The following is a 23,100-nucleotide window of genomic DNA, read 5'->3' on the forward strand; positions in this document are numbered from 1 at the left end:
CGCGTCAGATCCCGGGCCGGAGCAGGCGCCCGCTCTCGGTCAGCGACTTCAGCTTCTGCTTCCACACGGGCAGCCGACGGCTGTTCGTGAAGATCGCCGCGATCAGGCCACCGGCGACCAGGCCGAAGAACACGGCACCCGCGCTTCCGCTGAATCCGGCGAAGAACGGGATCACACCGAGCAGGATGAAGGCCCCGATCCAGGGTCCGCTGCCGTCCAGGTTCCAGCGCACGATGCGGCTTTCGACGGCCATCTCGATCAGCCGCTCGCCCAGCCTGCGGATCTCGGGGTCCTTGCTCTTCAGCGCCCGGATCCGGCCGCCCTGCGCTTCGACCCAACGGACCTGGGCCTCCGACACCACCGCGTATCCACCGGCGTCGACCATCCGGCCGTTGTAGACGAAGGGCTTGATCTGGCCGAGGGAGTCCAGCGCGTTGTCGTGCAGCGCAAGGCCGAGGTAGTACTTGTACACCTCGGTGCCGGGAAACTCCGAAACCAAGGACTCCATGATCTCGACCGCCCGGCCGGCCATGTCGTCCTGCAGGTAGGCGACCGCGATCGACGTCCGGTACTCCGGGTTTCCCGGGTCGAGCCGCAGCGCGTGCTCGTACTCGACCAGCGCTTCCTTCCACTTCTCCTGCGCCGCGAAGGCCTCGGCGAACCCGTAGTGGTAGAGCGCCGAGTCCGGACGAAGCCGGATCGCCTCGACGAATTCGTAGCCGGCATCCCGCCCGTTCCCGAGCAGGAAGGACGAGTGCGCACGCAGGAACCACGCCTCGGCGTCATTGCCCTCCTTGCCGATCGCCTCTCTAGCCGCGTAGTTCGCGGCGCCGGGGTTGTCGGCGAGCAGGTACTCACGGGCCTTGTCGATCCAGCTGCCCGTGATCTCGCCGCCGGGTGTTTCCTGCTCGGACGGCCGCTGACCGGCTCGCTCGCGGTCGAACCCCTGCCGGGTCAGCTGATTCAGCAGTACCTGTTCGGCGCGGTCGATGTCGCGGACCCGCGCCTCCGCCTCCGTCCGTCGGTCCGGGTCGGCGCTGGTCTGCCGCTTCACCCACTGCCGTCGCTGTTTGGTGACCGCGGACCGGATCTCCTCCTCAATGGCGGTCGCCGGCACCTGCAGGACCTGGTAGAGGTCCACAAAGTGCGTCGTCTTCATCGTCTCAACTCACTTCCAGTTCATGGATCTTGCGGGTGGCCCGGTCCCTTTCGGCCGGCGTCATGTTCGCCACGTCGGACACCTCGAAGGTGCCCAGGGACCGGTGGCTGGTCAGATCGGTCAGCTCGATGGAGACCGTCTGGTCGAAGTCGTAGGCGAAGGCGACCGAGACCAGCGCGCCGGCCGGGTACGGCGGGATCGACAGCTCCCGCTCGCCGATCACCTTCACGTAGGCGGCGTCGCGGTCATCGCCTTGGGTGACCTGGACCAGCAAGCTGGTCTGGTTGTCCACCACGGTCTGGAACAGCTCGCTGTTCGACGCCGGGATCGGTGTGTTCGGTGCGACGATGACGACGTTCTCCATCCGGGACGTGCCCTCGATCCGGGCCAGTGTCCCGAGGCCCTGCGAGGTGACGTCGCGAATCGTGATCGGTACGCCGTTCACCCGCGGCCGGGGGACTGCGCCGTCACTGTGCTCAGCCGTCAGCACCTGTGCCTGTACCGCCGCCCCGAGCGCCACGATCTCGTCGGGGTTGACCGCCGACTCCGCGACCCGGCGCGACATCTTCGCGACCATCGCGCGGACCGCCGGCATCCGGGTGGAGCCGCCGGCCAGCAGTACCCGGTCGATGTCGCTCCAGACCAGCCCGGCATCCTCGATCAGGATCTCGGCGATGTCGCGGGTCCGGCTGACCAGGTGCGACGTGACGTCCTCAAACTCGGCGCGAGTGATCTCGATCGTCTGGGTGCTGCCACCGGCACTGATCACCACCCGGGCGGCCGGCATCATCGTCAGCGCGTGCTTCGCCCATTCGGCCCGGTCCCGCAGGTCCGCCTCGGTCCGGTCGTCGTCGAGCAGATCCGGTCCGCCGGCTGCCCGGAACCGTTCGTTGATCAGGCGCATCAGGGCGTTGTCCCACTCGAAGCCGCCGAGGTTCCGGTCGCCGCTGGTCGCCACCGTCTCGAACTCGCCGTCGGCGATCCTCATGATCGTGACGTCGAAGGTCCCCCCGCCGAGGTCGTAGACCAGCACCGTTCCGACGGTCGGCCGGTTCGCGCCGTAGGCGAGCGCGGCAGCGGTGGGTTCGTTCAGGACCCGGTGGACCGTCAGGCCCGCGATCGCTCCCGCATCCTGGGTCGCTCGCCGGGCACCGTCGTCGAAGTACGCCGGTACGGTGATCACGGCGTCGGTCACCGGTTCGCCGAGGTACGCCTCGGCATCCTCTTTGAGTCGCCGCAGGATGATGGCGGAGATCTCCTCCGGACGGAACTGCTGGCCGGAGACGGTCTCGAACCGCCAGGCCGGATCGCCCATCGCCCGTTTCACGAACTGCACCGTGTCCAGTGGCGCGACCGCGGCCGACCGTTTGGCGACCGCGCCGACCAGCACCGCGTCACCGGAGAAGAAAACTACGGACGGTGTGATCCGCTGCCCCTCGGCGTTCGGCAGGATCTCCGGCCGGCCGGACCGGTCCACCACCGCGACGGCCGAATACGTCGTCCCCAGATCTATTCCGATCATCAACCCCACAACAGCCCCTCCCCCGTCACCAATTCCTCGGGAAGATAGTTGCGCGAATTGCGGTGACGACACTATCCCCCACCGGGTGAAATCGAATACGGAGATTCTCACCTTCCGGGTGATCACCGGGTATCCGGGCACACGGGCGGGCCGGGCCGTCACCTGAATGTGACGGCCCGGCCCGGGGAGTTCATATCAATTCCTGGGTGAGGTCCTGCCCAAATGCGCCGAGATGTCGTCGGCGAGCTGGGATCGCTCGGTCATACCGTATTTCTCCCGGATCCTGGCGAGGTGGGATTTCACCGTCTCCGCGGAGACGGACAGCCGCTCGGCGATGTCGGGATTGGTGAGCCCCGCGGCCAGCAGTACGGCGACGGCCTGCTCCCGTTCGGTCAGGGTGCCGAAGCGCCGGGTCGGCTCGTCGTCGACGCGCAGCAGCAGTTCGGTGAGGTCGGTCTGGAAGCTCCCGCACTCGTGCCCGAGGTCGTCGAGCGCGCCGGCCGCGGCCGCAGTACCGAGCTGGCCGTCCTCGAGCCGTCCGGCGGCTGCCTGCAACTGGCCCCGCAGCCGATCAAGCCTTGTCACCACGTAGTCCACGACGCTCTCAGCGGTCAACGGCACGACGGAGCCGCCTGCCTCACCGGGGAGGAGGCTGATGACGCGGTCGTCCTCCCAGTCCCGGTTGAGCGCCCTGGACAGTACCTCCGCCAGCCACTCGAAGGCGGCTACTTCCTCGTCGCCGTACACGTTGGCCTGGTAGGAGTGCATCGAGACCACGCCGAAGATCTCCCGGCGCGCCTCCGGCAGTCTGAACAGCGGAACCGTGACCACGTCGGCGGACAGTTTCCTCGGGTCGCCGAACGAGAGCCCGGCCCGGACGACCTTGCCGCCGTCCATTCGGTAGCGATAGGTGCGTTGCTCCCGGAAAACCCACGCGGTCGGCCCGTTCGGTGCGAACGTGTGCGTCTCCGGTACGTCATATTTCTCGCCGTCGTAACAATAGGGCAACCGAATTCTGGTCGCCCCTTGAAACAATCCGACATAAAAAGCGTCGACACTGGTGATTCCCGCCATGACATTGCGAACCAGGTCATAACGGCGGTAATGATCACCACCCGGCAACACACCGATCTTGCGATGTGCCTCGGACAGAATCGCCGCCGTTTGCGGGCCGACATCCAGCACTCGCGGCTGCATGCGATTTCCCCCGTTGAATTCAGCCATGTCGAACCCGCCCGCGCGGTCTCACTCCCCTCCGTCACATCGCTACGACCCCACGTACCGTTACAGAGAGCAGCGAAGAACCCGGCAACGATGCCACATCGTTGCCTGACCTAACCCACCCCTGACGGACACTTCAGCAGCGCAGACACCACCCCAGCCCAACCCCAGCCAAGCGGCCGGCGGCGAGCCAACCACCGCAAAGGCGACCCAACCGCCAAACCCAGCCACCGCAAGGGGGCTGCGACCGCCAAACCCAGCCACCGCAAGGGGGGTGCGGGGTGGCGAAGCCCCCCGCCCGCGGCGCGAAGCGCCGCACAAATGACCAGGGCGACCAGGTTCACGGACTTTCGTGAACACAGGTCGCCCATCGCCCTGGTGGAGCTGAGGGGATTCGAACCCCTGGCCTCCTCGTTGCGAACGAGGCGCGCTACCAACTGCGCCACAGCCCCAGGTTGTCGCTGTGTTCCCTTGCGACCGCGAAACTCTAACACGCAACTGGTCGCTCTCTGAAACCGGTATCGCCCCGGCCTCAGAGAAGCGTCAGTCGCCCACCGCCCGGCGGATTTCGGGCTCCTCGACAGGTGCCGGAGCGGGCTCCGGTACTACGGGAGCCGCCTCCGGCTCCGGGTCCGCAGTGCGGGCTGAGGAGAAGACCTCGGGGCCGGACAGGCTGATGGTGCGGACCGTCCGGTCGGGGGCCTTCTCCTTCATCACGTACGTCGGCAACGTCACCGGGACCGGGTCCCACAGGCCGTCGGTGCGTGGCTCGGGCTTGGTGTCGGCAGCAACTGGCTTCGGGGTGACCGGGAGCTTCACCTCGATCGTCAGCTCCTGGTCAGGCGACAGCGGTGGCGCCGTCGCCGGGCCGCGGTCGTGGTGAGCCTCTGCGCGAGCACGACGCTCAGCAGCCACGGCAGCCCGCTCCCGGGCCTGACGGCGAAGCTGTACGCGCGTCAGTACGACGAAGCCTACGATCAGCGTCGCCGGTACCGACAGCGTCCACCACGCGAGCATCTGGAAGCTCGCCAGCGCGGTGACCGACAACAGCGAAAGGGTCAGGATCGACAGCACCCGCCGGCGGCGCATAGCGGCCACCCGGCGGGCTCGGTTCGGAACGTGCCGCGCAGGCGGCGACAGATCCTCACTCACTTCGTCCGGCGACTGGCCCGGCGGTCGTACGACATACCGCGACCGCGCCTGTACGTCGGTAGCCCGCGACAGCACGCGTGCTTCCGACGACGAGTACTTCTCCGCCGAGCGGCGTGCACTCGCCTCGTCATTCCGCTTCAGCAGCATCGGGACGAGGTAGGCAGCCCACGCGGCGACGATCGCCACATAGATCAATCCTGTCGTCCCCATGCGACGACGCTAAGACCCCGGACGGGTCAGGTCCGGTACGTGAGCCGGTGTGTCGCAAGAAGACTCGTGTGACTGGTGTGAATAAGCACGCAGCGTGATCAGGGCAGACGTGCTACCAGGCCGGGCCCGACTTCCTCGGCGTTCAGGGCGAAGATGCGATGGTCGCGCCACTCCCCGTCGATGTGCAGGAAGCGCGGCCGGTCTCCTTCGTAGCGGAAGCCGAGCTTCTCCACTACCCGCAGACTTGCCTTGTTCTCTGGGCGGATCGCGACCTCTAACCGGTGCAGGCCGAGGGTGAACCAGCAGTGGTCGGCAGCGAGCGCTACTGCCGCCGGTACGATCCCGCGGCCGGCGTACTGCTCGTCTACCCAGTAGCCGAGGTTCGCCCAACGCGCCGAGCCGTAGGTGATCCCGGAGACCGTGAGCTGTCCCACCAGCGGCCTCTTGGCTCTAGGACCAGCGGCACCGGTGTACGTGATGACGAAGGGCAGCATGCGTCCGTACCGCGCCTGGCGGTTCCAGTCGCGGGCCATTGCCCGGAAGGTGCGAGCACCGTCGTCCGCACCCGGCGGTTGGGTCGCATCCCATGGCCGGAGCCAGCTGATGTTCCGTTGGCGCGCAGCACTCCACTCGGGTCCGTCAGTGGACTTGAGGGGTCTAAGCCCTACCTGCCCGTGTTGGAGTTCCACGGGCCAATGCACAACCGCCATCAGTCCTGGTCCGTCCGTACATGGTCTCCGCCGCGTACCTGGTCGACCGCATGACGCAGTAGCGGCTCCAGCACGATCAGCCCGTCCTTGACGCCACCACGCGAGCCGGGGAGGTTCACGATGACCGTGTTGCCGGCTAACCCGGCCAAGCCTCGGGACAACGCTGCAGTGGGCACGCCCTGCGCTATGCCGTAAGCACGGATGGCCTCAGCGATCCCAGGGATCTCTGTCTCGAGTACTGCGCGCGTGCGCTCAGGCGTCTCGTCAGTAGGCGAGATACCCGTACCACCGGTGGTCAGTACGACGTCATACGTCGCTTCAACCGCCTTCACCAGCGCCTCGCCAACAGGAGCACCGTCCGGGACTACGTATGGGCCGTCGACGGTGAAACCCCAACTAGCGAGCCGTTCCGCGATCAGCGGCCCAGTGGTGTCCTCGTAGACACCAGCAGCAGCTCGGTTGGAGATGCTGATGACCAGAGCCCTCACGGCCGCTCCCAGTGCCCAGTCTTGCCGCCTTCTTTCAGCTCCACCCGTACGTCGGTGAGCACAGCCGCCGGATCGAGTGCCTTCACCATGTCGATCACAGTCAGGCCGGCGACCGCGACAGCCGTCAGGGCCTCCATCTCCACCCCGGTGCGGTCCGTCGTCTTGACGGTGGCAACGATCAGTACTGCGTCGTCCGCCACCTCCAGCTCGACCTTGGCCCCGGTGATGGCGATCGGGTGGCACAGCGGCACCAGGTCAGGCGTCCGCTTGGCCCCCATGATCCCGGCGATCCGCGCGACCGCCAGCGCGTCCCCCTTCGGCACACCGTCGCCGCGCAACGCAGCGACGACCTCGGCCGAGACTGAGACCTTGCCGGAGGCAACCGCTCGCCGCGCGCCGGCCGACTTCTCCGAGACGTCGACCATCCGGGCGGCACCGGTGGCGTCCACGTGGGTCAGCCCCCCGGCAGGTTCCGTCATCCGGTCTCCTCGTCCAGCAGCCAGAGCTCCGCCTGGTCCCCGGCCCGCACGGACGTGACGTCCTCGGGCACCACGATCAGCGCGTTCGACCGGCTCAACCCACCGAGCAGGTGCGAGCCGTGGCCGCCGACTGTACTGGCCATCCAGCCCTGATCGCCGGAGGTGGCCGCTGCCCGGACGAACTGCCGCCGCCCGGCCGGGGACGAGAACCCGTCCAGCACCACGCCCTGCACTGTCTGGCGGCGGTACGGCATCGCCCCCATCAGCTTGCGCAGCGCGGGCCGCACGAACACCTCGAACGACACGTACGCCGACACCGGGTTGCCCGGCAGCGTGAAGATCGGTACCTCGTCGTCACCCATCACACCGAAGCCCTGCGGCTTGCCCGGCTGCATGGCGACCTCGGGGAAGTCGATGGTGCCGAGCTTGGTCAGCACCTCCTTGACCACGTCGTACACACCCTTGCTGACGCCACCGGAGGTGATCATCAGGTCAGCGCGGACCAGTTGGTCCGACAGCGTGTCCATGATCTTCTTCGGGTCGTCGTCGACGATGCCTACCCGATAGACGACCGCCCCGGCCTGCCTGGCCGCCGCAGCGAGCGTATGGCTGTTGGAGTCGTAGATCTGCCCGTCGCCCAACCTCGTACCCGGCTCACGGAGCTCAGCGCCGGTAGAGACGACTACTACCCGCGGGCGCGGCCGTACGGTCACCCGGGCGCGTCCAACGGCAGCCAGTACTGCGATCTGCCGCGGACCCAGCACCGTGTCGCGGTCCATGACCTTGTCGCCCGCCTGGAGGTCCTCACCAGCCCGGCGTACCGAGGCACCCAGTGGCGGCTGCTGCGCGATGTGGACCCGCGCGGCTCCCCCGTCGGTCCACTCGACCGGTACGACACTGTCGGCTCCACGGGGCATCGGTGCGCCCGTCATGATCCGCACGCAGGTCCCCGGAGTCACCACGATCGGCTGAGTCCGCCCAGCGGCGATCTCACCGACCACCGGCAGCGCAATCGGGTTCTGCTCGGATGCGCCGGCCAGGTCGGCCGCCTGTACGGCGTACCCGTCCATGGCGGAGTTGTCGAAGCCAGGGAGACTCACTGGAGAGACAACGTCCTCACAAAGCACCAGCCCGAGCGCCTCCATCAACGGCTGCTCGAACGGCGGCAGCGGCCTCACCCTGCCGAGTACTGCTTCCAGATGCTCGTCAACACTCCGTCTCACCCAGAGGACTCTAGTCGCTCGGGGTGAGACCCCCAGACCATGCGTACGTCCGGCACGCGCTCTTCGTTGTCCGCGCCGTCGGTACGCCGTACCTCCGTGAACCCGTGCCGCCGGTAGAACTCCTGCGCCCGGGTGTTGCTCTGGAACGTCCACAACGCGAGTCCACCGGGCCGCAGGTCCTTGGCCAGGTCGACCAATGTCGAGCCGACCCCCTGGCCGGCCACCTCCGGGTCGACGTACAGCTGGTCGAGGTCGTCGCCGTCCAGCGTCAGTACGGCGACGATCCGCCCGTCGTCCATCGCTACCCAGGTCTGTCCGTCCGGTAGCAGCACCTCGGCGAACCAGCCCCGCACCTGTTCTTCAGAGTGGATCGCCGGTGGCAACTGCGAATCCTGTGCATGCCGGGACCGCCACCAAACCGCTGCGGCCTCGTCCGTGTCGTACGGCTCCAACGGCCGGATCCAGACATCATCCACGAAGCTCGGTCCCGTCGGGGATCTCCCGGCGTTCACCGGCAGGAGCCTCGATCTCAACCTCGCCGAGCACCACCACATCCTTGCCGAAGGCAACATCACCGCGCACCTCGAGCCGGTCGGCCCGGACCAGCGACGGCGGTCCACCCGCGAACCGCGACTCGAAGTCGGCCAGGATCTTGTAGTACTCCGGATCCAGGTCGACGTACGGCTCGTCGCCCTCGTGATGCGTGGTCAGGTCGCCCGCTTCGTTCAGCTGGTACACGTCGGAGCGCAGTACGAGCAGGTCGTTGGTCGTCTTGACCGGCTTGAACCGGCTGCGGTCCACGATCACCGCCTGCGAGCCCTCGAAGGTCTCGATCGCGGTGCCCATCGCGGTCTCCAGCTGGATCACCTTCGGCGAGGACGAGATGGCCGGGTCGACGGTCTTGCGATTGACGATGATCGGCAGCCCGAGCACACCGTCGTGACCGGCCATCAGGTCGGCGAGCCGGTCGAGGTCGATCCACAGGTTGTTCGTGTTGAACGTCTTGTGCCGGGCGACGTCCTGGAAGTACTTGTCGTCATCCGCGTGCACCTGGGCGCTGTCGCGCAGGATCAGCCGGCCGTCGGACTTGCGGACCGCGACGTGACCGCCCTTGCGGTCCGACCTGGTCCGGCGGCAGACCTCCATCCCGAACGGGACGTCGTGCTCGGCCATCCAGGCGGCGATCCGGCCGTCCGGGGTGGCGCCGAGGTTGTCCGCGTTGGAGATGAACGCGTGCCGGAAACCCTTCTCCCGCAACGCGTCGAGCGTGCCGGACGCGACCAGCGCGGTGTAGATGTCGCCGTGGCCGGGCGGGCACCAGGCGAGCTCCGGGTCGTCGGGCCACTCGGCCGGCGTCAGGTCGTCGGCGAGGAGCTTGGGCTCCATGTTCTGCTGGAAGTCGAGCGGGATGCCGGCCACCGGCAGGTCGGAGTACTCGCCGAGGATCGCCAGCGACTCCTTCTTCGTGCGGAAGGAGTTCATCAGGACGAGCGGCAGCGGGACGTCGTACGCCTTGCGGGTGGCCAGGATCTGCCGGGCGATGATGTCGAGGAAGCTCAGCCCGTCCTTCACCGGCAGCGCCGACTTGGGTCCGGTCACGCCCATCGACGTACCGAGACCGCCGTTGAGCTTGATCACCACCGTCTCGGCGAGGGCGGCGCGGCGCGACTCCTGATCGGGATCGAGGTGCTCCAGATGCGGCAGTTCGCCCACCGGATCGATGTCGTCCTCGCGGATCGTGCCCTGCTGGCCCGACTCGAGCAACCGGTAGTAGTGCGAGAAGACTTTGATCGCGACGTCGGCGGCTCCGGCCGCGCGCATCTTCTCCTGTGCCTGTTGAAGACCTGCCTCACTCATGAGCCAACACTAGGGTAGGCACCGTCACCGCGACGTTAACTACGTCACTACGCGTCTCTAGGATCACGCTGTGTTCTCTTCTAAGGCGGCATTGCGTTCGCAACTGTTGGCCGCCCGGCAGGTAACGGCTGCTTTGTCCGGACCTGGCCTGCTGGCGGTCGCCCGTGAGCAGGTCGAGGTGGTGGCCGCGCGGACCATCGCGCTCTACGTCTCGATGGGCAACGAGCCGCAGACCGGACCGCTGATCGACTGGCTGCTCGCCTCCGGCCGCGAGGTCCTGCTGCCGGTCCTGTACGCCGACAACGACCTCGGCTGGGGTATCGCCCCGGGCGCGGCCGACCTGGTCCCCGGGCGGCTGGGGCTGTCCGAGCCGCGCGTAGATCTCGGCGCCGACGCGATCCACGCCGCCGAACTGGTGATCTGCCCCGCGCTCGCGGTCGACCGTCACGGCGTACGGCTCGGGCGTGGCGGCGGTTCGTACGACCGGGCTCTAGCGCGCGTCTCCCCCGGTACGCCGACCTGGGCCGTGGTTCACGACTCCGAGATCCTCGACGAACTCCCGGCCGACCCGCACGACCAGCCCGTCAAGGCAGCACTCACCCCGACGCGGCTGGTCCAGCTCGGTTAGTTCTCCTTCTCCGGCTTGGTGAAGGTCAACGTGTGCTTGCGGGTCGCCTCGACCGCGCCGCGGGTGTAGGCCCACGGCAGCGTCTCGCCGCGCACCCACAGGTCGGTCTGGTCGGTGTAGTTCGACGAGAACGCGTGCCCGGAGACGCCGGTCAGGTTGATCCAGCGCGACTTGTCGAAGTCGGACAGGTCGACCACCATCCGCATCGACGGCGTCGAGGTCACCGCGTAGCCCTCCGCCGCGTCCCACGAGGTCGCGTCGACGATCGACGAGCCGCCGCCCAGCTCGTACGGGCCGCGGTTGAACAGCTTGTCCACCACGCCGATGCCGGACTTGCCCAGCGTCTGGTTGGTCAGGGTCAGCTTGTGCAGCCGGCCCCACTGCCAGTTCGAGGGCTCGCGGGCCATCTTGGTGGTGATCTCGGCCCGGGCGTTCACCAGCGCCTCGCGCAGGATGTCATCGCGGCTCTCCCGCTGGGTGGTGTCGAGGTTGTCCCACCAGGTGCTGTTCGGCTGGGTGACCAGGTTGCGCATCACCTCGAACCAGCGTGATCCACCGTCCGGCCAGGTGCCCGCCGGCAGCTGGTCGTGGAAGGTGAGTTGGAGCAGATTGCGCCAGACGACGTTGAAGTACGCCGCCGGCGCGGAGTCGGCCGGCTGGGTGAAGTCCCAGGTCCGCAGGGTGTCCTGGCCCTGCCGGTCGAACTCGTCGTTGATCTGGACGTGCAGCAGGTACGGCATCAGTTGCTCGGCGTTGCGGTTCTTCGTGTCGAGCTGGATCGAGGCCATCGAGTTCGCGTCGAGCTTGCCGGCCGCACGGACCCGCTCGAGGATCTGTTGCGACCGGTAGCCGTAGTCCCAGTCGTCGGTCAGGTGGTACGGGTAAGTCTTCGGTACGACGGCCTGGTTCGCCGTCACGATCACACCGTCGTCGGGGTCGGCCTCGGTCGGCATCGCCTCGAACGGGATGTAGCCCTTCCAGTGGTACCGCGAGTCCCAGCCCGGTACGGGCCAGTCGCCGTAGCCCGCATTGCGGATCGGGACCCGGCCGGGTGCCTGGTAGCCGATGTGGCCTTCGCGGTCGGCGTACACCAGGTTCTGGGACGGGACCTCGAAGATCGAGGCGGCGGCGCGGAACTGGGTCCAGTTCTGGGCCCGGTTGATCGCGAACAGCGCGTCCGCGGTCCGGCCCGGGGTCAGCGCGGTCCATTGGATCGCGACGCCGTACGCCTCGGCGCTCTTCAGTTTCTTCGCCGCGAGCTCACCGGTCTCGCGCTGGTCGTCGCCGACGTCGGAGATGATCGGCCCGTGCCGGGACTCCCGGACGATGATCGTCTCTTCCTTGTCCTGACCGGCGACCTTGAACTTCTCCTCGCGCCGGGCCAGCCCGGTGCGTTTGTTGTCGTACATGACCGCGTTCGGTCCGGCGAACTTCTCCAGGTACAGGTCCGTCACGTCGGGGTCGAGGTTGGTGAAACCCCACGAGATCGCGTTGTTGTGGCCGATCACCACGCCGGGCAGGCCGGAGAAGCTGAACCCGGACACGTCGTACGGACACTGGGTGCCGAGGTTGTTGCAGTGCAGGCCGACCTGGGTCCAGATGCCCGGCATCGTCGCGCCGAGGTGCGGGTCGTTGGCCAGTAGCGGCTTGCCGGTCGTCGTGTGCTCACCGGAGACGACCCAGGAGTTCGAGCCGATGCCGTCGCCGCGGCCGATCAGGTCCGGCAGACCCTTGGCCACCTTGTCGATGGTGTCGAGCGACTTGAGCAGGTCCTTGGTCAGCATGCCGCGCTGGGGCGGCGGAGCCGACTCGGTGGTGAACGTGCCGCCCTTCGTCACTCCGGCCGTCGCGATGATCGGCTCGTTGCGCTCGTACGGGTAGTCCGGGTAGAGGCTGGCGATGTTGGCGGTCGGGTACCTCGCCGCGAGCTTGGTCCGGGTGATCTCGTCGTCCATGTTGCCGCCGAGGTCCCATGCCATCGCCTTCAGCCAGGCCAGCGAGTCGGCTGCCGTCCACGGCTCCGGGTGGTAATCGGTGCCCTTCAGCGACAGTACGGCGTACTCGAGGCTCAGCGCGGAGCCCTCGTGGGTGCTCATGTACGCGTTGACACCGCGGGCGTAGTCGTCCAGGTACTGCCGGGTGGTCGGCGTGAGCAGGGCGAGTTCCTTCTCCGCGACCCGGCGCCAGCCGAGCGTGCGGACGAACTTGTCCGTCTCCAGCGCGTCCTTGCCGAACAGCTCGGCCAGCCGGCCCGACGTCACGTGGCGGCGGAAGTCCATCTCGAAGAAGCGGTCCTGAGCGTGCACGTACCCCTGGGCGGCGAACAGATCACCCGGCTTGTCGGCGTAGATCTGCGGGATGCCGTTGGCGTCGCGGACCACCTCCACGTCCGCGTCGAGTCCGGTCAGCTCCACCGTCCCGTCATAGCCGGGGAAGGAGTGGCGGACGACGAAGACGCCGGTGCCGGCCACCACCAGGAGCAAGGTGGCGAACACGATTCCGGACAGGATGATGACACGCAGCAGGCGACGCACGGACCAAACTTAGAGAATCCGGCCCCGCACCCCAAATGCCGCTCCCCCATCTGTGGACAACCTTCACGCTTCGGCGCCTGTCTCCAGATCGCCTGGAAGTGGACTAGACCGGCCGATCGATCGGCTGAACTTGGAATACTTCGGGCCCGTAGCGCATTATTAGCAGTCGAGTAGTAGGAGTGCCAGCGGCCTGAAGGGGAATCACGTGCCGACGTACCAGTACCAGTGCACCGAGTGTGGTAACTCGCTCGAGGTCCGCCAGAGCTTCACCGACGACGCCCTGACGGTCTGCCCCGAGTGCGAGGGAACCCTGCGCAAGGTGTTCAACGCCGTGGGTGTCGTGTTCAAGGGCTCCGGCTTCTACCGCAACGACAGCCGGTCCTCTGGGACCAGCACGCTGCCGGCCAAGAGTGAGTCCTCCTCTTCGTCGTCATCGGAGTCCTCGTCCAACGGGTCGAAGTCGTCGTCGGATTCGTCGAAGAGCTCTTCGTCCTCCTCGACCTCGGGACCCTCCGGGTCGTCGGGCTCGTCCGGTTCGTCGTCGAGCAGCAAGACCAGCGCCGCCTGATTTTCTCCGCATTCCCTTGTGGATAACGAGGGAACGGCGCTCGTAGGCTCGTACTTTCTCTGGCATGAGCCGACTTCTTCTTCGTGACCTGCTGAAAGCCGTTCGTCGGCACCGCCGCCTGCTGGCTGGGGTGTCCGCGGCGGCAGCCGTGTACTGCGGCATGACCGCCCTCTCTCCGCCACCACCGCCGACCGTGGCGGTCCTGGCCGCCGCCAGAGACCTGGCCGGTGGCTCGCCACCGACGGCGCGCGACCTTCGAACCTTGCGACTACCCGCTGCGGTCGTGCCCGCGGGCGCGCTCCAGCCGGGCAGCGACGTCGTCCGGCGCGTGCTCGCGGGGCCAGTGCGCTCTGGCGAGCCACTCACGGATGCGCGATTCGTCACACCGGCGTCACTGCCAACCGGACAGTTCGCCTATCCCGTCCGAGTCGACGATGCCGACCTGACCACCCTGCTCCAGGTCGGCGATCGAATAGACCTGTACGCCGCAACGAGCACTCCCGTCGATGCCGCGACTCCGTTGGCCAGTGCTGTGCGCGTGATCGCGTTGCCCGCAGGGCGCTCATCGGTGGCCGGGACCTCGGGCGCGCTGGTCGTGATCGGCGCCGGGCGAGAGGTGATCAGCCGGGTTGCCCAGGCCACGGCGAACTCGCGAATCAGCTTTGCGCTGACGCCGGATACGAGCTGACCACTTATCGGACACGCGCAGTAGCGATCCGTGGTGCTGCGGCGCGGTCCCTCGCCATCGGCGGGGCAGAGTCCTACGTTTTGCGGGTAACCCAGCCGAGGGTCCCCGGGCCCCGCATCGTGGAGGCATTGCAAAATGATCGAGGGCTTCAAGAAATTCCTAATGCGAGGCAACGTCCTCGACCTCGCCATCGCGTTCGTCATCGGCACCGCCTTCGCCACCGTGGTGAAGACCGTGGTCGACAACCTGGTGAACCCGCTGATCGCTGCGATCGGAGGGTCGAACGTCAACGGGCTGGCCGTCCAACTCAACGACAAGAACCCCAAGACGGTGATCGACTTCGGCGCCATGATCAACGCCGCCGTCGTTTTCTTCCTGACCGCCGTGGTCGTCTACTTCGTGCTCGTCGTTCCGATGAAGAAGCTCCAGGACCGCCGCGCCGCCAAGGCCGGCACCCCGGAGGAGGAGCCCGAGACCCTCACCATGGACCAGGAACTGCTGGTCGAGATCCGCGACGCCCTCCAGGCCCGTCCGCGGCCCTGACCGAAGCTGGTGGTCCGGTCGGCTGCACCCTGCAGCACATCGCAGTCGACCGGCACGAGGCCTGCGGACCAGCAGCCGAGTTGGCTCAAGCTGGTCCAGTAGGTCAGGTAGTAGTCGGGTATTGAAGCCAGGTGTAGTCGATCGGCTGTGGCTTGTTCCATTCGGCGGCCAGCTCCTCGGCCACCGGCTGGAAGCCGGCGCGGAGGTAGGCGCGGATGGCTTGGGTGTTGTCGGGGCGGACGCGGAGGAAGATCTCGGCATAGCCCGCCGACTTGGCCGGCCCGAGGAGGGCCCGGACGAAATCGGTGCCGATGCCTTTGCCTCGGAGGTCGGGGGCGACGATGAGACGGGCCAGCTCGACCTCGTCCTCTTCGTCGTCCAGCCAGAGTTCGCCGTACGCGACCGGGGTCTCGCCGTCGAAGTACAGGAAGGCCTGGATGTCGTCGGCGATCGCGCGCCAACTGGTCAGGACGTCGGCCGGGAACGGGTACTCGTCCCGTCCGGTCAGCAACGAGACTTCCTGTGCTGTGGTCGCCCAGCCCGCCACGAGCGCCGAGTACTCGCTCTCGAACGATCGCAGTTCCATCAGGACTCTCCTCGTGAACGACACCGGACGAATGACAGTACGGCGGTCACGGCGCTATCGGATCACCTGGCGAAGGCAGCCAGCGTCTCGGCCAGTTCGTCCTTGTGGGGTGGGAAGTGTGGGGTTGGTGGCTCCGGGCATCCGGGGAGTTCGCGGCTGCCGGGGATCAAGCTCAGCAAGGTGTCGACGGTCTTGCGTTGGTGAGGAGGATTCTCCGGTACCGATGGCAGTACGGCTACCGGAATACGCAAGAGAGCAAGGTCGTCGTCTCGCACTCCCCGCAAGGTGTTCGCAGTCAGCAACTCGTCAGCCACAGCTACCGACGCGCCTCTGGAGGTGAGGCCTGCCCGGGTGCGTTCGTCGACTACAGGGTCGCCGCCTGTCGCGGGCCAGGCCAGGACGAGGCGTTGCACCAAATCCGGGTACTCGATGGCGAGTAGGGCTGCTGCCGAGCAGCCGTTGGAGGCGCCGACCACCACTACCGGTTCCGGCGGAAGGAGCTTGCGTAGTACGGCGACTTCCTCGGTCCAGCTGTCGGGCGACTGCGGACGGTCGGGCGCGAGGACAGTGATGCCGCGCGTCTCCAGCGCGGCGACGATCCCCGGAGTACGCCAGAAGCGTTCCGCGTTCATCGGGTCCCACAAACCACCGTGGACCAGGAAGACCGTGTTCATCGAGGGCGGCCGGTCAGTGGTGCGGCGGGACCTCGCGCAGGATTCGCTCGTCGTCGTCGCTGGAGTCGTTCTCACCCCAGGTGCGGGGATCGTCGTCCCGAGTCTGGTCGGGCAGCAGCGGCTCGTCGTCTTCGTACGGGCTCGTCATGTCTCCAGGTTACCGAACAGGCCGCACGCATCACAGAACTGCTGCTTTTGCCGCTCGATCTGCCTCGTGACCAGATAGACGCCGTGCCGTGACAGTTCTGCCACGACCAGTGAGATCCTCAGCGACCATGATGGGTTTCCTTGCCCAACCGGAAGGACCGAGTCGTGAGTGCATCAAGGACACGGGGCTTCATCGGGGCGACGCTCGTCGTGACAGTGCTCGGATTTACCGCCGCCTGCGGTAACGAGGACTCCAGCGGCGCCGGCGCCCAGCCCAGCCAACCGCCGACCACCCCCACAGCGCCAACGCTGCCCACCGCCACCCCGAGCGGAACACCCAGCATGGACTGCCCGGAGACCATCACCGCCGTCCGTACCGCCGTCGGCAAGGCCGTCTGGGGCAAGGGGATCGCCAAGTCCCTGTTCCAGCCGGTCAGCGTCACGATCTGCCAGTACGACGCGCAGGCGACCGGCCAGGACTATGCGACCGTCACCACCAAGCGGACCGCGGCCCAGGCCGTCGACCTCTTCGCCCTGGTGAACAGCGCGAAGCCGGTCGCCAAGAAGCCGGCCATGTGCACCAAGGAACTGGGGCCGACCTACGTGCTCCGGTTCACCGACAACGACCGCGGCGTGCTCTCGTACACGGCTGAGGCGTTCGGTTGCCGTCAGCTGGTGGCGACCTCGTTCGAAGGACAAGGCAAGCCCGGCGAGCTCGCCGCGCCGCGGCAGGTCTCCCCCGAGCTGATCAAGGCGCTCGGCCTGCGCTGACCCTGCCCCGGACGTGCCCCCCGAAGCCGTCCGGGCCGGGGTCACCCCGCCCGCCTTGTGGGTTCAACCCGCAAGGCGGGCGGCTCGGCCTCAGCGGCCGAGACAGAACTGTGTGTGAATCTCTGCAGCACCCTGGGTAGCACACTGCGTCTAATAGGTGTGAGGTGTTGTACGCCCAGTTGGGGAGTTGCGAGTGGAGTTCGAGGAGTACGCGTCCGCGCGCGGGCAGGAACTGGTGCGCCTCGGTTTCACCGTCTCAGGCGACTATCAGCGGGCGGAGGATCTGGCCCAGATCGCGCTGATGCAGGCGTTCCGGTCCTGGCGCAAGGTGCAGCGGGCCGACGACCCGCACCACTACGTGCGCCGGATCCTGATCAATTCCTACCTGTCGATGACGCGTCGCCGGTCCTTCACCGAGGCCCCGGCGGCCGACCTCGACACCGATCGCACGGTGCCGGATCCGGCCACGGACATCGTGAACTCCGACGACCTCTGGCGAGCCCTCGCCACGCTGTCGGCCCGGGAAAGGGTCGTCCTGGTGCTGCGCTACTACCAGGACCTGGACGACCGGACGATCGCCGACCTGCTCGGCATCAAACCGTCCTCGGTGCGCGCGACCGCGAGTAGAGCCCTCGCCGCGCTCCGCAAGACGAGGCAGTCCCACCGTGTTGATGAGAGGTTGTCGTGAGCAAGACAGAGCTAGACACAGAGCAGCTGGAGGACGGCCTGCGCGCCACCTTCGAGCGCGCCGCCGCTTCGGTGCCACCGTCCGCCGACCTGGTCGGCCGGGCCACCGTCGGCGCGCAGCGCGCACAGCGGCGTACCTGGGTGATCTCCGGTGCCGCGGCCGCCGCGGTGGCCGTGGTCGCCGCGGTCAGCTTCAGCTTGGCCGGCCCGTCACAGTCGACCCCGCAGCCTGCGGCCGGGAACAACCCTGCGTCGACCAACTCGAGTGCTCAGGCTTCGGCCGCGACGGCGCAGACAGTGGTCGGGACGTGGCGACCGGTGCGGCTCAACGGTTTCACCACGCTCAAGGCAGCCCGCCCTAACGACCCGACCATCACCTTCAAGGCCGACGGCACCTGGGTCGGCTCCGACGGCTGCAACGGACTCCAGGGCACCTACTCGATCGGCCAGCGCGGCGAATTCAGCAGCAGGTCGGGCCTTCAACGCATGGTCGGTTGCGACAACGTCCCGCACACGGCGGTCCTGAAGGCCACGAAGCGGATCACCAGCGACAAGACCGGCCTGACCTTCTACGCCGGCGACGGGCAAGAAGTTGCAAGATACGCTCGCGCACGGTAGTCAAATTTGCTTGCAGACGGTGATCACCTATTGACTATCAGCAGTCCCTGACCGGACGATTCACGGAGCCCGTCCACCCGATTGGGGAGCTTAGTGCGACTCTCAGCTACCGTTCCGCTGCTCGCTCTTAGCTCAGTGTCACTGGTAACCGCAACACTCTCGGCTCTGCCGTCGACGGCTGCGCCGGGAACACCGATGACTGTGACGAAGGCCACGGTCTGCAACCACGCGGACCCGACGACGACATCCTCGGACGCCACCAGGCTGTCCCAACCCGTCTCGGCGAAGGACCCACGGCCTCTTGGCCAAGCGATCGCGGAGGGTGTGACGACGGCCGTACGGTCGATCGAGCCGCTCGACGTGACCGGGCGGCCGACGTCGGGTCTTCCGTACGGGCTGAGCCAGGGCATCGTCGGCGTACTGGGGTCGCCCGAGACCGGCTACAAGGTTGTTGTCGACGACTCCGTGGTCGACCAGAAGAAGTACCAGGCCGCTGTCGCTGAGAACGTTCCGGCCGCCGGGCAGAAGATGCTCGGCCTCGAACGCAGCTGCCGCTCCGCCCGTTCCATCGCGGACGCCTGGAACCAGCTCGGCGCGCGCAAATGGACCGACGCGGCCAAGACGACGTACAGCGCGGATCTGGACCCGGTGACCGAGGACGTCGTGGTCGAGTACGACAAGGCCACGACCTCCGCCGCTTCGGTCGCAGCGCTGCAGTCGCTGGCCGGCGTCCAGGCATCGGCGGGCAGTCTGCAGCGGACGACGCGGGTGAGCGACACTCCGACCGGTGGTCACTGGGGCGGCGCGATGATCAAGTCGGCGCTCAAGCTGTGCTCCGCGGGCTTCTCGGTCGTCAAGCGATCGAACGGCCAACGCGGCTCGGTCACCGCCGGCCACTGCGGCGGCGTCGGCACGGTCTGGAACTCGGGTAGCAACTACTACGGCACCACGTCGGTCCGGACGAACTACCCCGACTACGACCAGTCCCTGATGACGGGCAGCTCGTACGGCGCCAAGATCTGGACAGACGGCCCCGGCGACTCGGTGGACACCCGGACGGTCAAGGCCGCCGGCGACCCGGCCCTCGGCTCGTACATCTGCCAGTCCGGCTACAAGAGCCTCTCGATGTGCCGGCTCACGGTGAAGTCCCTGAGCGCCAAGTACTGCGACACCGACGGCTGCACCACCTACGTCGTCCGCGCGACCCGCGGCAACGCGATCGCCATCCGCAGCGGCGACTCCGGCGGCCCCATCTACACGACCTCAGCCGGCGGCGGCGCCACCATCCGCGGCCTCTCCTTCGCCGGCGGCGGCTGCACCGGCGGCAACTGCATCACCCTCTACGCCGAGCGCTACGCCTCCATCTCCGGCCACCTAGGCGTCAACGCAGTCATCGGCTGACTCCGCTACCCTTATCCCCGGTCCACACGTGCGCCCCCGTAGCTCAGGGGATAGAGCGTCGGTTTCCTAAACCGTGCGTCGCAGGTTCGAATCCTGCCGGGGGCACCTAGTACGACCGCGCTGCTGGGCGGGCAGAATCAGAGGGTGAAGAAGCCTGAGGCCGACCCCGTGATTGCCCGTAATCGCAAGGCTGCCCATGAGTACGAGCTGGGTGAGGCTTGGGAGGCGGGGATTGTGTTGCAGGGGATGGAAGTGAAGGCGTTGCGGGCTGGGCGGGCTTCGCTGGTGGGTGGGTTTGCTCAGGTTGAGGACCGCGAGCTGTGGCTGCATGGGGTGCATATTCCGCAGTACTCGCAGGCTCGGTGGTACGAGGGTGGGTCGCGGCGGAAGCGGAAGTTGTTGTTGCACCGGGCGCAGATCGACAAGATCGAGCGGAAGGTCAACGAGGGCGGGCTGACGATCGTGCCTACCGTTCTGTACTTCAAGGATGGTCGGGCCAAGGTGGAGATCGCGTTGGCTCGCGGCAAGAAGAACTGGGACAAGCGGCAGGCGCTCGCCGAGCGGGAGGCGAGCCGGGAGGTCGAGCGCGCGGTCAGCCGCCGGCTGAAGGGTCGCTCGGACTGATTCAGCGGTGCCGGGGAGTAGGGAAACGGCGGGTTACCCGGAGGCCAACATTCGCGGGTACTGACATCTGTCATAGAGCGGTGCTCGCCAGGTGGCTTAGTGTCAGGGGTGATCAACCGTTTACCCCTCCCCCGGAGCCCTCGTGCCGCTTGTTGTGCGCTTGCGCCCCGCTGGTGCGTTGGCTGTCTGCGGGTTCCTGCTTGTCCTGTCCGGGTGTTCTGGCCATGACGAGCAAGGCGATGCGCTGACCGTCACCGTGTCGCGGGGTAACTGCGGTACCGGTTGGAAGACCCCGCACAGCGGCCCGCAGACCGTCCAGGTCAGCAATGTCGGCACGGTGACCACCGAGGTCGACCTGATCGACCCGAGGACCGGTGGGGTGTACGCCGAGGTCGAGGGGCTCGCGCCGAACACCAGTCGGCCTATGCAGCTCAACCTCGGCCGGGCCACCTATGCGTTCCGGTGCCTGGCGGAGGACACGGACGGGGTCACCGGGCCGGAGATCCGGGTCACTGACGGTCCTCCCCCACTGGCGCCGGCCGTCCTGCCGGTCACCAGACAGGACCTCAGCGGTGCGGTCGCGGAGTACCGGGCCTACGTCACCGGTGGGCTCACGACTCTCGCCGGGGAAGTCGCCACGCTGGTACGGACGTTGCGCGGCGGTGAATTGGCGGCATCCCGCTCTGCGTGGCTGACCACGCATCTGGCGTATGAGCGGCTGGGTGCTGCGTATGACACGTTCGGCGACTTCGCGGACCAGATCGACGGGATGCCGGACGGGCTGGTCGCAGGGGTGAAGGATCCGGGCTTCGTCGGGTTGCGGCGAGTCGAGTACGGGCTGTGGCACGGGCAGACGCCAGCCTCGCTGGTACCGGTGGCGAACCAGCTTGGCACCGCTGTCGCTGGGCTTCGTGAGGACTTCCCTAAGGAGCAGACCGATCCGAACGACCTGCCGCTGCGCGCTCACGAGATCATGGAGAACGCGCTGCAGTTCGAGCTGACCGGGCAGGCTGACCAGGGAAGCGGTACCGGGCTGGCGACGCTCGGGGCGAACCTGGATGGCACCCAGGCGGTGCTGCACGCGCTCGCGCCGCTGATGAGCAAGCGGTACTCCGGTTGGCCGCAAGTAGCCACATGGGTCGCGACCACCCGCAACCTGGTGGCCAAGGGGCACCGACCAGACGGCAGTTGGGTCGCGCCGACCGCGCTGGACACACAGACCCGCACGCGCCTCAACGCCGCCGTCAGTCAGCTGGTGGAAGTGCTGGCGCCGATCGCCGCAATCGGCGACGTCCGGAGGACCTCATGAGCGCCCCCGACGAAGCCCAGCCAACCGACAACCGGACCGGCACGGGGCGGTCCGGCACTGATCGGCGCGGGTTCTTGCGGGGTGCGCTGGGTGCCGGGGTAGCGGGGGTCGCGGTCGGGGCTGGTGCTGGGGTTGGGATTACGCGGGCGGGACGGGCTGACGCCGCACCGGCGGTTGAACCGGTCGTACCATTTCACGGCGTTCATCAGGCGGGGATCACCACGCCTGCGCAGCCGCATGCCATGCATGTCTCGTTTGACGTGCTTGCCGCGAACCGTGCGGAGCTCACCGACCTGTTCAAGACGTTGACCGAGCGGGCCCGGTTCCTCACCGCCGGCGGGACACCGCCCGATCCCGGCATCTCGGCTCCGCCGACCGACTCCGGTGTACTCGGCCCAACAGTCCCCGCGGACCGGCTGACCGTCACCGTCGGGGTCGGCGCCTCGCTGTTCGACGAGCGGTACGGGCTGGCCAAACGCAAGCCGTCCGGGCTGACCCCCATGGTCACCTTCCCCAACGACCACCTCGATCCCGCCGAGAGTCACGGCGACCTGAGCGTCCAGCTGTGCGCGGACAACCGGGACACGGTGCTGCACGCGTTGCGCGACCTCGCCCGGCACACCCGCGGCGCGATGCAGGTGCGGTGGCGGTACGAGGGGTTCAGCTCGCCGCCCCGGCCGAGCGGTACGCCGCGCAACCTGATGGGGTTCAAGGACGGTACCTCCAACCTCGACGTCAACGACGCGACCCAGATGGACAAGCTGGTGTGGTTGCCCCAGGCAACCGATCAGCCGTGGGCGGCAGGCGGCAGCTACCAGGTCGTCCGCCGGATCCGGATGCTGGTGGAGTTCTGGGACCGCGTCTCCATCAACGAGCAGGAGAACATGTTCGGGCGCCGGCGCGACACCGGCGCCCCGCTCGACGGCAACGACGAGCACGACGTACCGAATTTCGCCGCCGACCCGATCGGTTCGGCGATCCCGCTGACCAGTCACATCCGCCGGGCGAATCCGCGTACCCCGCAGAGCGACGAGAGCCGCATCCTGCGCCGGCCCTACAACTACGACCGCGGCACCGACAACGTCGGCAACCTCGACATGGGACTGGTCTTCGTCTGCTACCAGCAGGATCTCCGGCGCCAGTTCGAGGCGATCCAGAAACGCCTGGCCGACGAGCCGCTCGTCGACTACATCCAGCCGGTTGGCGGCGGCTATTTCCTCATTCTGCCCGGCGTCCAGGACACCGCTGATCACCTCGGACGCGGGCTGCTCGCATGAACTGTTCCACCAAAGGAGGCAATT

25 protein-coding genes and 2 tRNA genes are annotated in these 23,100 nt (G+C 67.5%); 12 read left to right on the forward strand and 15 right to left on the reverse strand.

The window, feature by feature from the left end:
- Positions 1 to 4: 4 nt before the first annotated feature.
- The 11 genes from OHA70_RS03880 to OHA70_RS03930 all read right to left on the reverse strand — a co-directional run bounded on the left by OHA70_RS03880 (position 5) and on the right by OHA70_RS03930 (position 10,021).
- Entirely contained in the window at positions 5 to 1,159 is a 1,155-nt protein-coding gene (locus tag OHA70_RS03880; RefSeq protein ID WP_328328580.1) for a tetratricopeptide repeat protein, read from the reverse strand.
- A 4-nt stretch (positions 1,160 to 1,163) separates the two neighbouring features.
- Positions 1,164 to 2,681: an Hsp70 family protein gene (locus tag OHA70_RS03885; RefSeq protein WP_328328582.1), complete on the reverse strand. Its 1,518-nt coding sequence runs from the start codon at positions 2,679 to 2,681 to the stop codon at positions 1,164 to 1,166.
- Between the two features lie 195 nt (positions 2,682 to 2,876).
- The gene (locus tag OHA70_RS03890; protein WP_328328584.1) at positions 2,877 to 3,878 is read right to left on the reverse strand and encodes a LuxR C-terminal-related transcriptional regulator; all 1,002 of its coding nucleotides are present in this window, start codon (positions 3,876 to 3,878) and stop codon (positions 2,877 to 2,879) included.
- A gap of 400 nt (positions 3,879 to 4,278) precedes the next feature.
- Positions 4,279 to 4,354 (reverse strand) — tRNA-Ala (locus OHA70_RS03895).
- A gap of 91 nt (positions 4,355 to 4,445) precedes the next feature.
- Complete coding sequence (gene sepX / locus OHA70_RS03900) at positions 4,446 to 5,264, reverse strand: divisome protein SepX/GlpR (protein WP_328328586.1); 819 nt, start codon at positions 5,262 to 5,264, stop codon at positions 4,446 to 4,448.
- A 98-nt stretch (positions 5,265 to 5,362) separates the two neighbouring features.
- On the reverse strand, positions 5,363 to 5,974 hold the full coding sequence (locus tag OHA70_RS03905; protein WP_328328588.1) for a GNAT family N-acetyltransferase: 612 nt from the start codon (positions 5,972 to 5,974) through the stop codon (positions 5,363 to 5,365).
- Entirely contained in the window at positions 5,974 to 6,462 is a 489-nt protein-coding gene (locus tag OHA70_RS03910) for a MogA/MoaB family molybdenum cofactor biosynthesis protein (protein ID WP_328328590.1), read from the reverse strand. The genes OHA70_RS03905 and OHA70_RS03910 overlap by 1 nt, the downstream gene beginning before the upstream one ends.
- Positions 6,459 to 6,941 carry a cyclic pyranopterin monophosphate synthase MoaC gene (gene moaC / locus OHA70_RS03915; protein WP_328328592.1) on the reverse strand — a complete coding sequence of 161 codons (483 nt, stop codon included), beginning with the start codon at positions 6,939 to 6,941 and terminating at the stop codon, positions 6,459 to 6,461. The genes OHA70_RS03910 and moaC overlap by 4 nt, the downstream gene beginning before the upstream one ends.
- Positions 6,938 to 8,164 (reverse strand): molybdotransferase-like divisome protein Glp, encoded by a 1,227-nt coding sequence (gene glp / locus OHA70_RS03920; protein WP_328328594.1) that lies wholly within the window; start codon positions 8,162 to 8,164, stop codon positions 6,938 to 6,940. Before glp ends, moaC begins: the two co-directional genes overlap by 4 nt.
- Entirely contained in the window at positions 8,161 to 8,640 is a 480-nt protein-coding gene (locus OHA70_RS03925; RefSeq protein WP_328328597.1) for a GNAT family N-acetyltransferase, read from the reverse strand. Before OHA70_RS03925 ends, glp begins: the two co-directional genes overlap by 4 nt.
- The gene (locus OHA70_RS03930) at positions 8,633 to 10,021 is read right to left on the reverse strand and encodes a UTP--glucose-1-phosphate uridylyltransferase (RefSeq protein ID WP_328328598.1); all 1,389 of its coding nucleotides are present in this window, start codon (positions 10,019 to 10,021) and stop codon (positions 8,633 to 8,635) included. The genes OHA70_RS03925 and OHA70_RS03930 overlap by 8 nt, the downstream gene beginning before the upstream one ends.
- A 70-nt stretch (positions 10,022 to 10,091) precedes the next feature.
- Between OHA70_RS03930 and OHA70_RS03935 the strand changes: the two genes are divergently transcribed.
- Positions 10,092 to 10,649, forward strand: a complete 558-nt coding sequence (locus tag OHA70_RS03935; RefSeq protein WP_328328600.1) for a 5-formyltetrahydrofolate cyclo-ligase — start codon at positions 10,092 to 10,094, stop codon at positions 10,647 to 10,649.
- On the opposite strand, the gene OHA70_RS03940 is transcribed toward OHA70_RS03935, so the two are convergent.
- On the reverse strand, positions 10,646 to 13,183 hold the full coding sequence (locus tag OHA70_RS03940; protein WP_328328602.1) for a penicillin acylase family protein: 2,538 nt from the start codon (positions 13,181 to 13,183) through the stop codon (positions 10,646 to 10,648). The genes OHA70_RS03935 and OHA70_RS03940 overlap by 4 nt on opposite strands.
- A 205-nt stretch (positions 13,184 to 13,388) precedes the next feature.
- Here OHA70_RS03940 and OHA70_RS03945 point away from each other — a divergent pair, with 205 nt between their 5' ends.
- The 3 genes from OHA70_RS03945 (at position 13,389) to mscL (ending at position 14,982) form a co-directional block, all read left to right on the forward strand.
- Positions 13,389 to 13,751 carry an FmdB family zinc ribbon protein gene (locus OHA70_RS03945; RefSeq protein WP_328328604.1) on the forward strand — a complete coding sequence of 121 codons (363 nt, stop codon included), beginning with the start codon at positions 13,389 to 13,391 and terminating at the stop codon, positions 13,749 to 13,751.
- A gap of 64 nt (positions 13,752 to 13,815) precedes the next feature.
- Positions 13,816 to 14,439, forward strand: a complete 624-nt coding sequence (locus OHA70_RS03950) for an SAF domain-containing protein (RefSeq protein ID WP_328328606.1) — start codon at positions 13,816 to 13,818, stop codon at positions 14,437 to 14,439.
- A 135-nt stretch (positions 14,440 to 14,574) separates the two neighbouring features.
- Positions 14,575 to 14,982 carry a large conductance mechanosensitive channel protein MscL gene (mscL, locus tag OHA70_RS03955; protein WP_328328608.1) on the forward strand — a complete coding sequence of 136 codons (408 nt, stop codon included), beginning with the start codon at positions 14,575 to 14,577 and terminating at the stop codon, positions 14,980 to 14,982.
- Positions 14,983 to 15,085: 103 nt separating this feature from the next.
- On the opposite strand, the gene OHA70_RS03960 is transcribed toward mscL, so the two are convergent.
- The 3 genes from OHA70_RS03960 to OHA70_RS03970 form a co-directional block, all read right to left on the reverse strand.
- Positions 15,086 to 15,568, reverse strand: coding sequence for a GNAT family N-acetyltransferase (locus tag OHA70_RS03960; RefSeq protein WP_328328610.1), 483 nt, complete (start codon positions 15,566 to 15,568; stop codon positions 15,086 to 15,088).
- A gap of 62 nt (positions 15,569 to 15,630) precedes the next feature.
- Complete coding sequence (locus OHA70_RS03965) at positions 15,631 to 16,242, reverse strand: alpha/beta fold hydrolase (protein ID WP_328328612.1); 612 nt, start codon at positions 16,240 to 16,242, stop codon at positions 15,631 to 15,633.
- A 13-nt stretch (positions 16,243 to 16,255) separates the two neighbouring features.
- A complete protein-coding gene (locus OHA70_RS03970; RefSeq protein ID WP_328328614.1) occupies positions 16,256 to 16,390 on the reverse strand; it encodes a hypothetical protein in 135 nt (44 codons plus the stop codon).
- 164 nt (positions 16,391 to 16,554) lie between these two features.
- On the opposite strand from OHA70_RS03970, the gene OHA70_RS03975 reads away from it, so the two are divergent.
- The 8 genes from OHA70_RS03975 (at position 16,555) to efeB (ending at position 23,076) form a co-directional block, all read left to right on the forward strand.
- Positions 16,555 to 17,160 (forward strand): hypothetical protein, encoded by a 606-nt coding sequence (locus OHA70_RS03975; RefSeq protein WP_328328616.1) that lies wholly within the window; start codon positions 16,555 to 16,557, stop codon positions 17,158 to 17,160.
- Positions 17,161 to 17,353: 193 nt separating this feature from the next.
- A complete protein-coding gene (locus OHA70_RS03980) occupies positions 17,354 to 17,848 on the forward strand; it encodes a SigE family RNA polymerase sigma factor (RefSeq protein WP_328328618.1) in 495 nt (164 codons plus the stop codon).
- Entirely contained in the window at positions 17,845 to 18,465 is a 621-nt protein-coding gene (locus OHA70_RS03985; RefSeq protein WP_328328620.1) for an META domain-containing protein, read from the forward strand. The genes OHA70_RS03980 and OHA70_RS03985 overlap by 4 nt, the downstream gene beginning before the upstream one ends.
- Positions 18,466 to 18,660: 195 nt before the next feature.
- The gene (locus OHA70_RS03990) at positions 18,661 to 19,866 is read left to right on the forward strand and encodes a hypothetical protein (RefSeq protein WP_328328622.1); all 1,206 of its coding nucleotides are present in this window, start codon (positions 18,661 to 18,663) and stop codon (positions 19,864 to 19,866) included.
- A gap of 32 nt (positions 19,867 to 19,898) precedes the next feature.
- Positions 19,899 to 19,971: transfer RNA gene (locus OHA70_RS03995), tRNA-Arg, on the forward strand.
- Positions 19,972 to 20,010: 39 nt separating this feature from the next.
- The gene (gene smpB, locus OHA70_RS04000) at positions 20,011 to 20,490 is read left to right on the forward strand and encodes an SsrA-binding protein SmpB (protein ID WP_328328624.1); all 480 of its coding nucleotides are present in this window, start codon (positions 20,011 to 20,013) and stop codon (positions 20,488 to 20,490) included.
- A 142-nt stretch (positions 20,491 to 20,632) separates the two neighbouring features.
- On the forward strand, positions 20,633 to 21,799 hold the full coding sequence (locus OHA70_RS04005; RefSeq protein WP_328328626.1) for an EfeM/EfeO family lipoprotein: 1,167 nt from the start codon (positions 20,633 to 20,635) through the stop codon (positions 21,797 to 21,799).
- A complete protein-coding gene (efeB, locus tag OHA70_RS04010; protein ID WP_328328628.1) occupies positions 21,796 to 23,076 on the forward strand; it encodes an iron uptake transporter deferrochelatase/peroxidase subunit in 1,281 nt (426 codons plus the stop codon). The genes OHA70_RS04005 and efeB overlap by 4 nt, the downstream gene beginning before the upstream one ends.
- Positions 23,077 to 23,100: the final 24 nt, after the last annotated feature.

Source organism: Kribbella sp. NBC_00382 (assembly GCF_036067295.1).
Lineage (GTDB): Bacteria > Actinomycetota > Actinomycetes > Propionibacteriales > Kribbellaceae > Kribbella.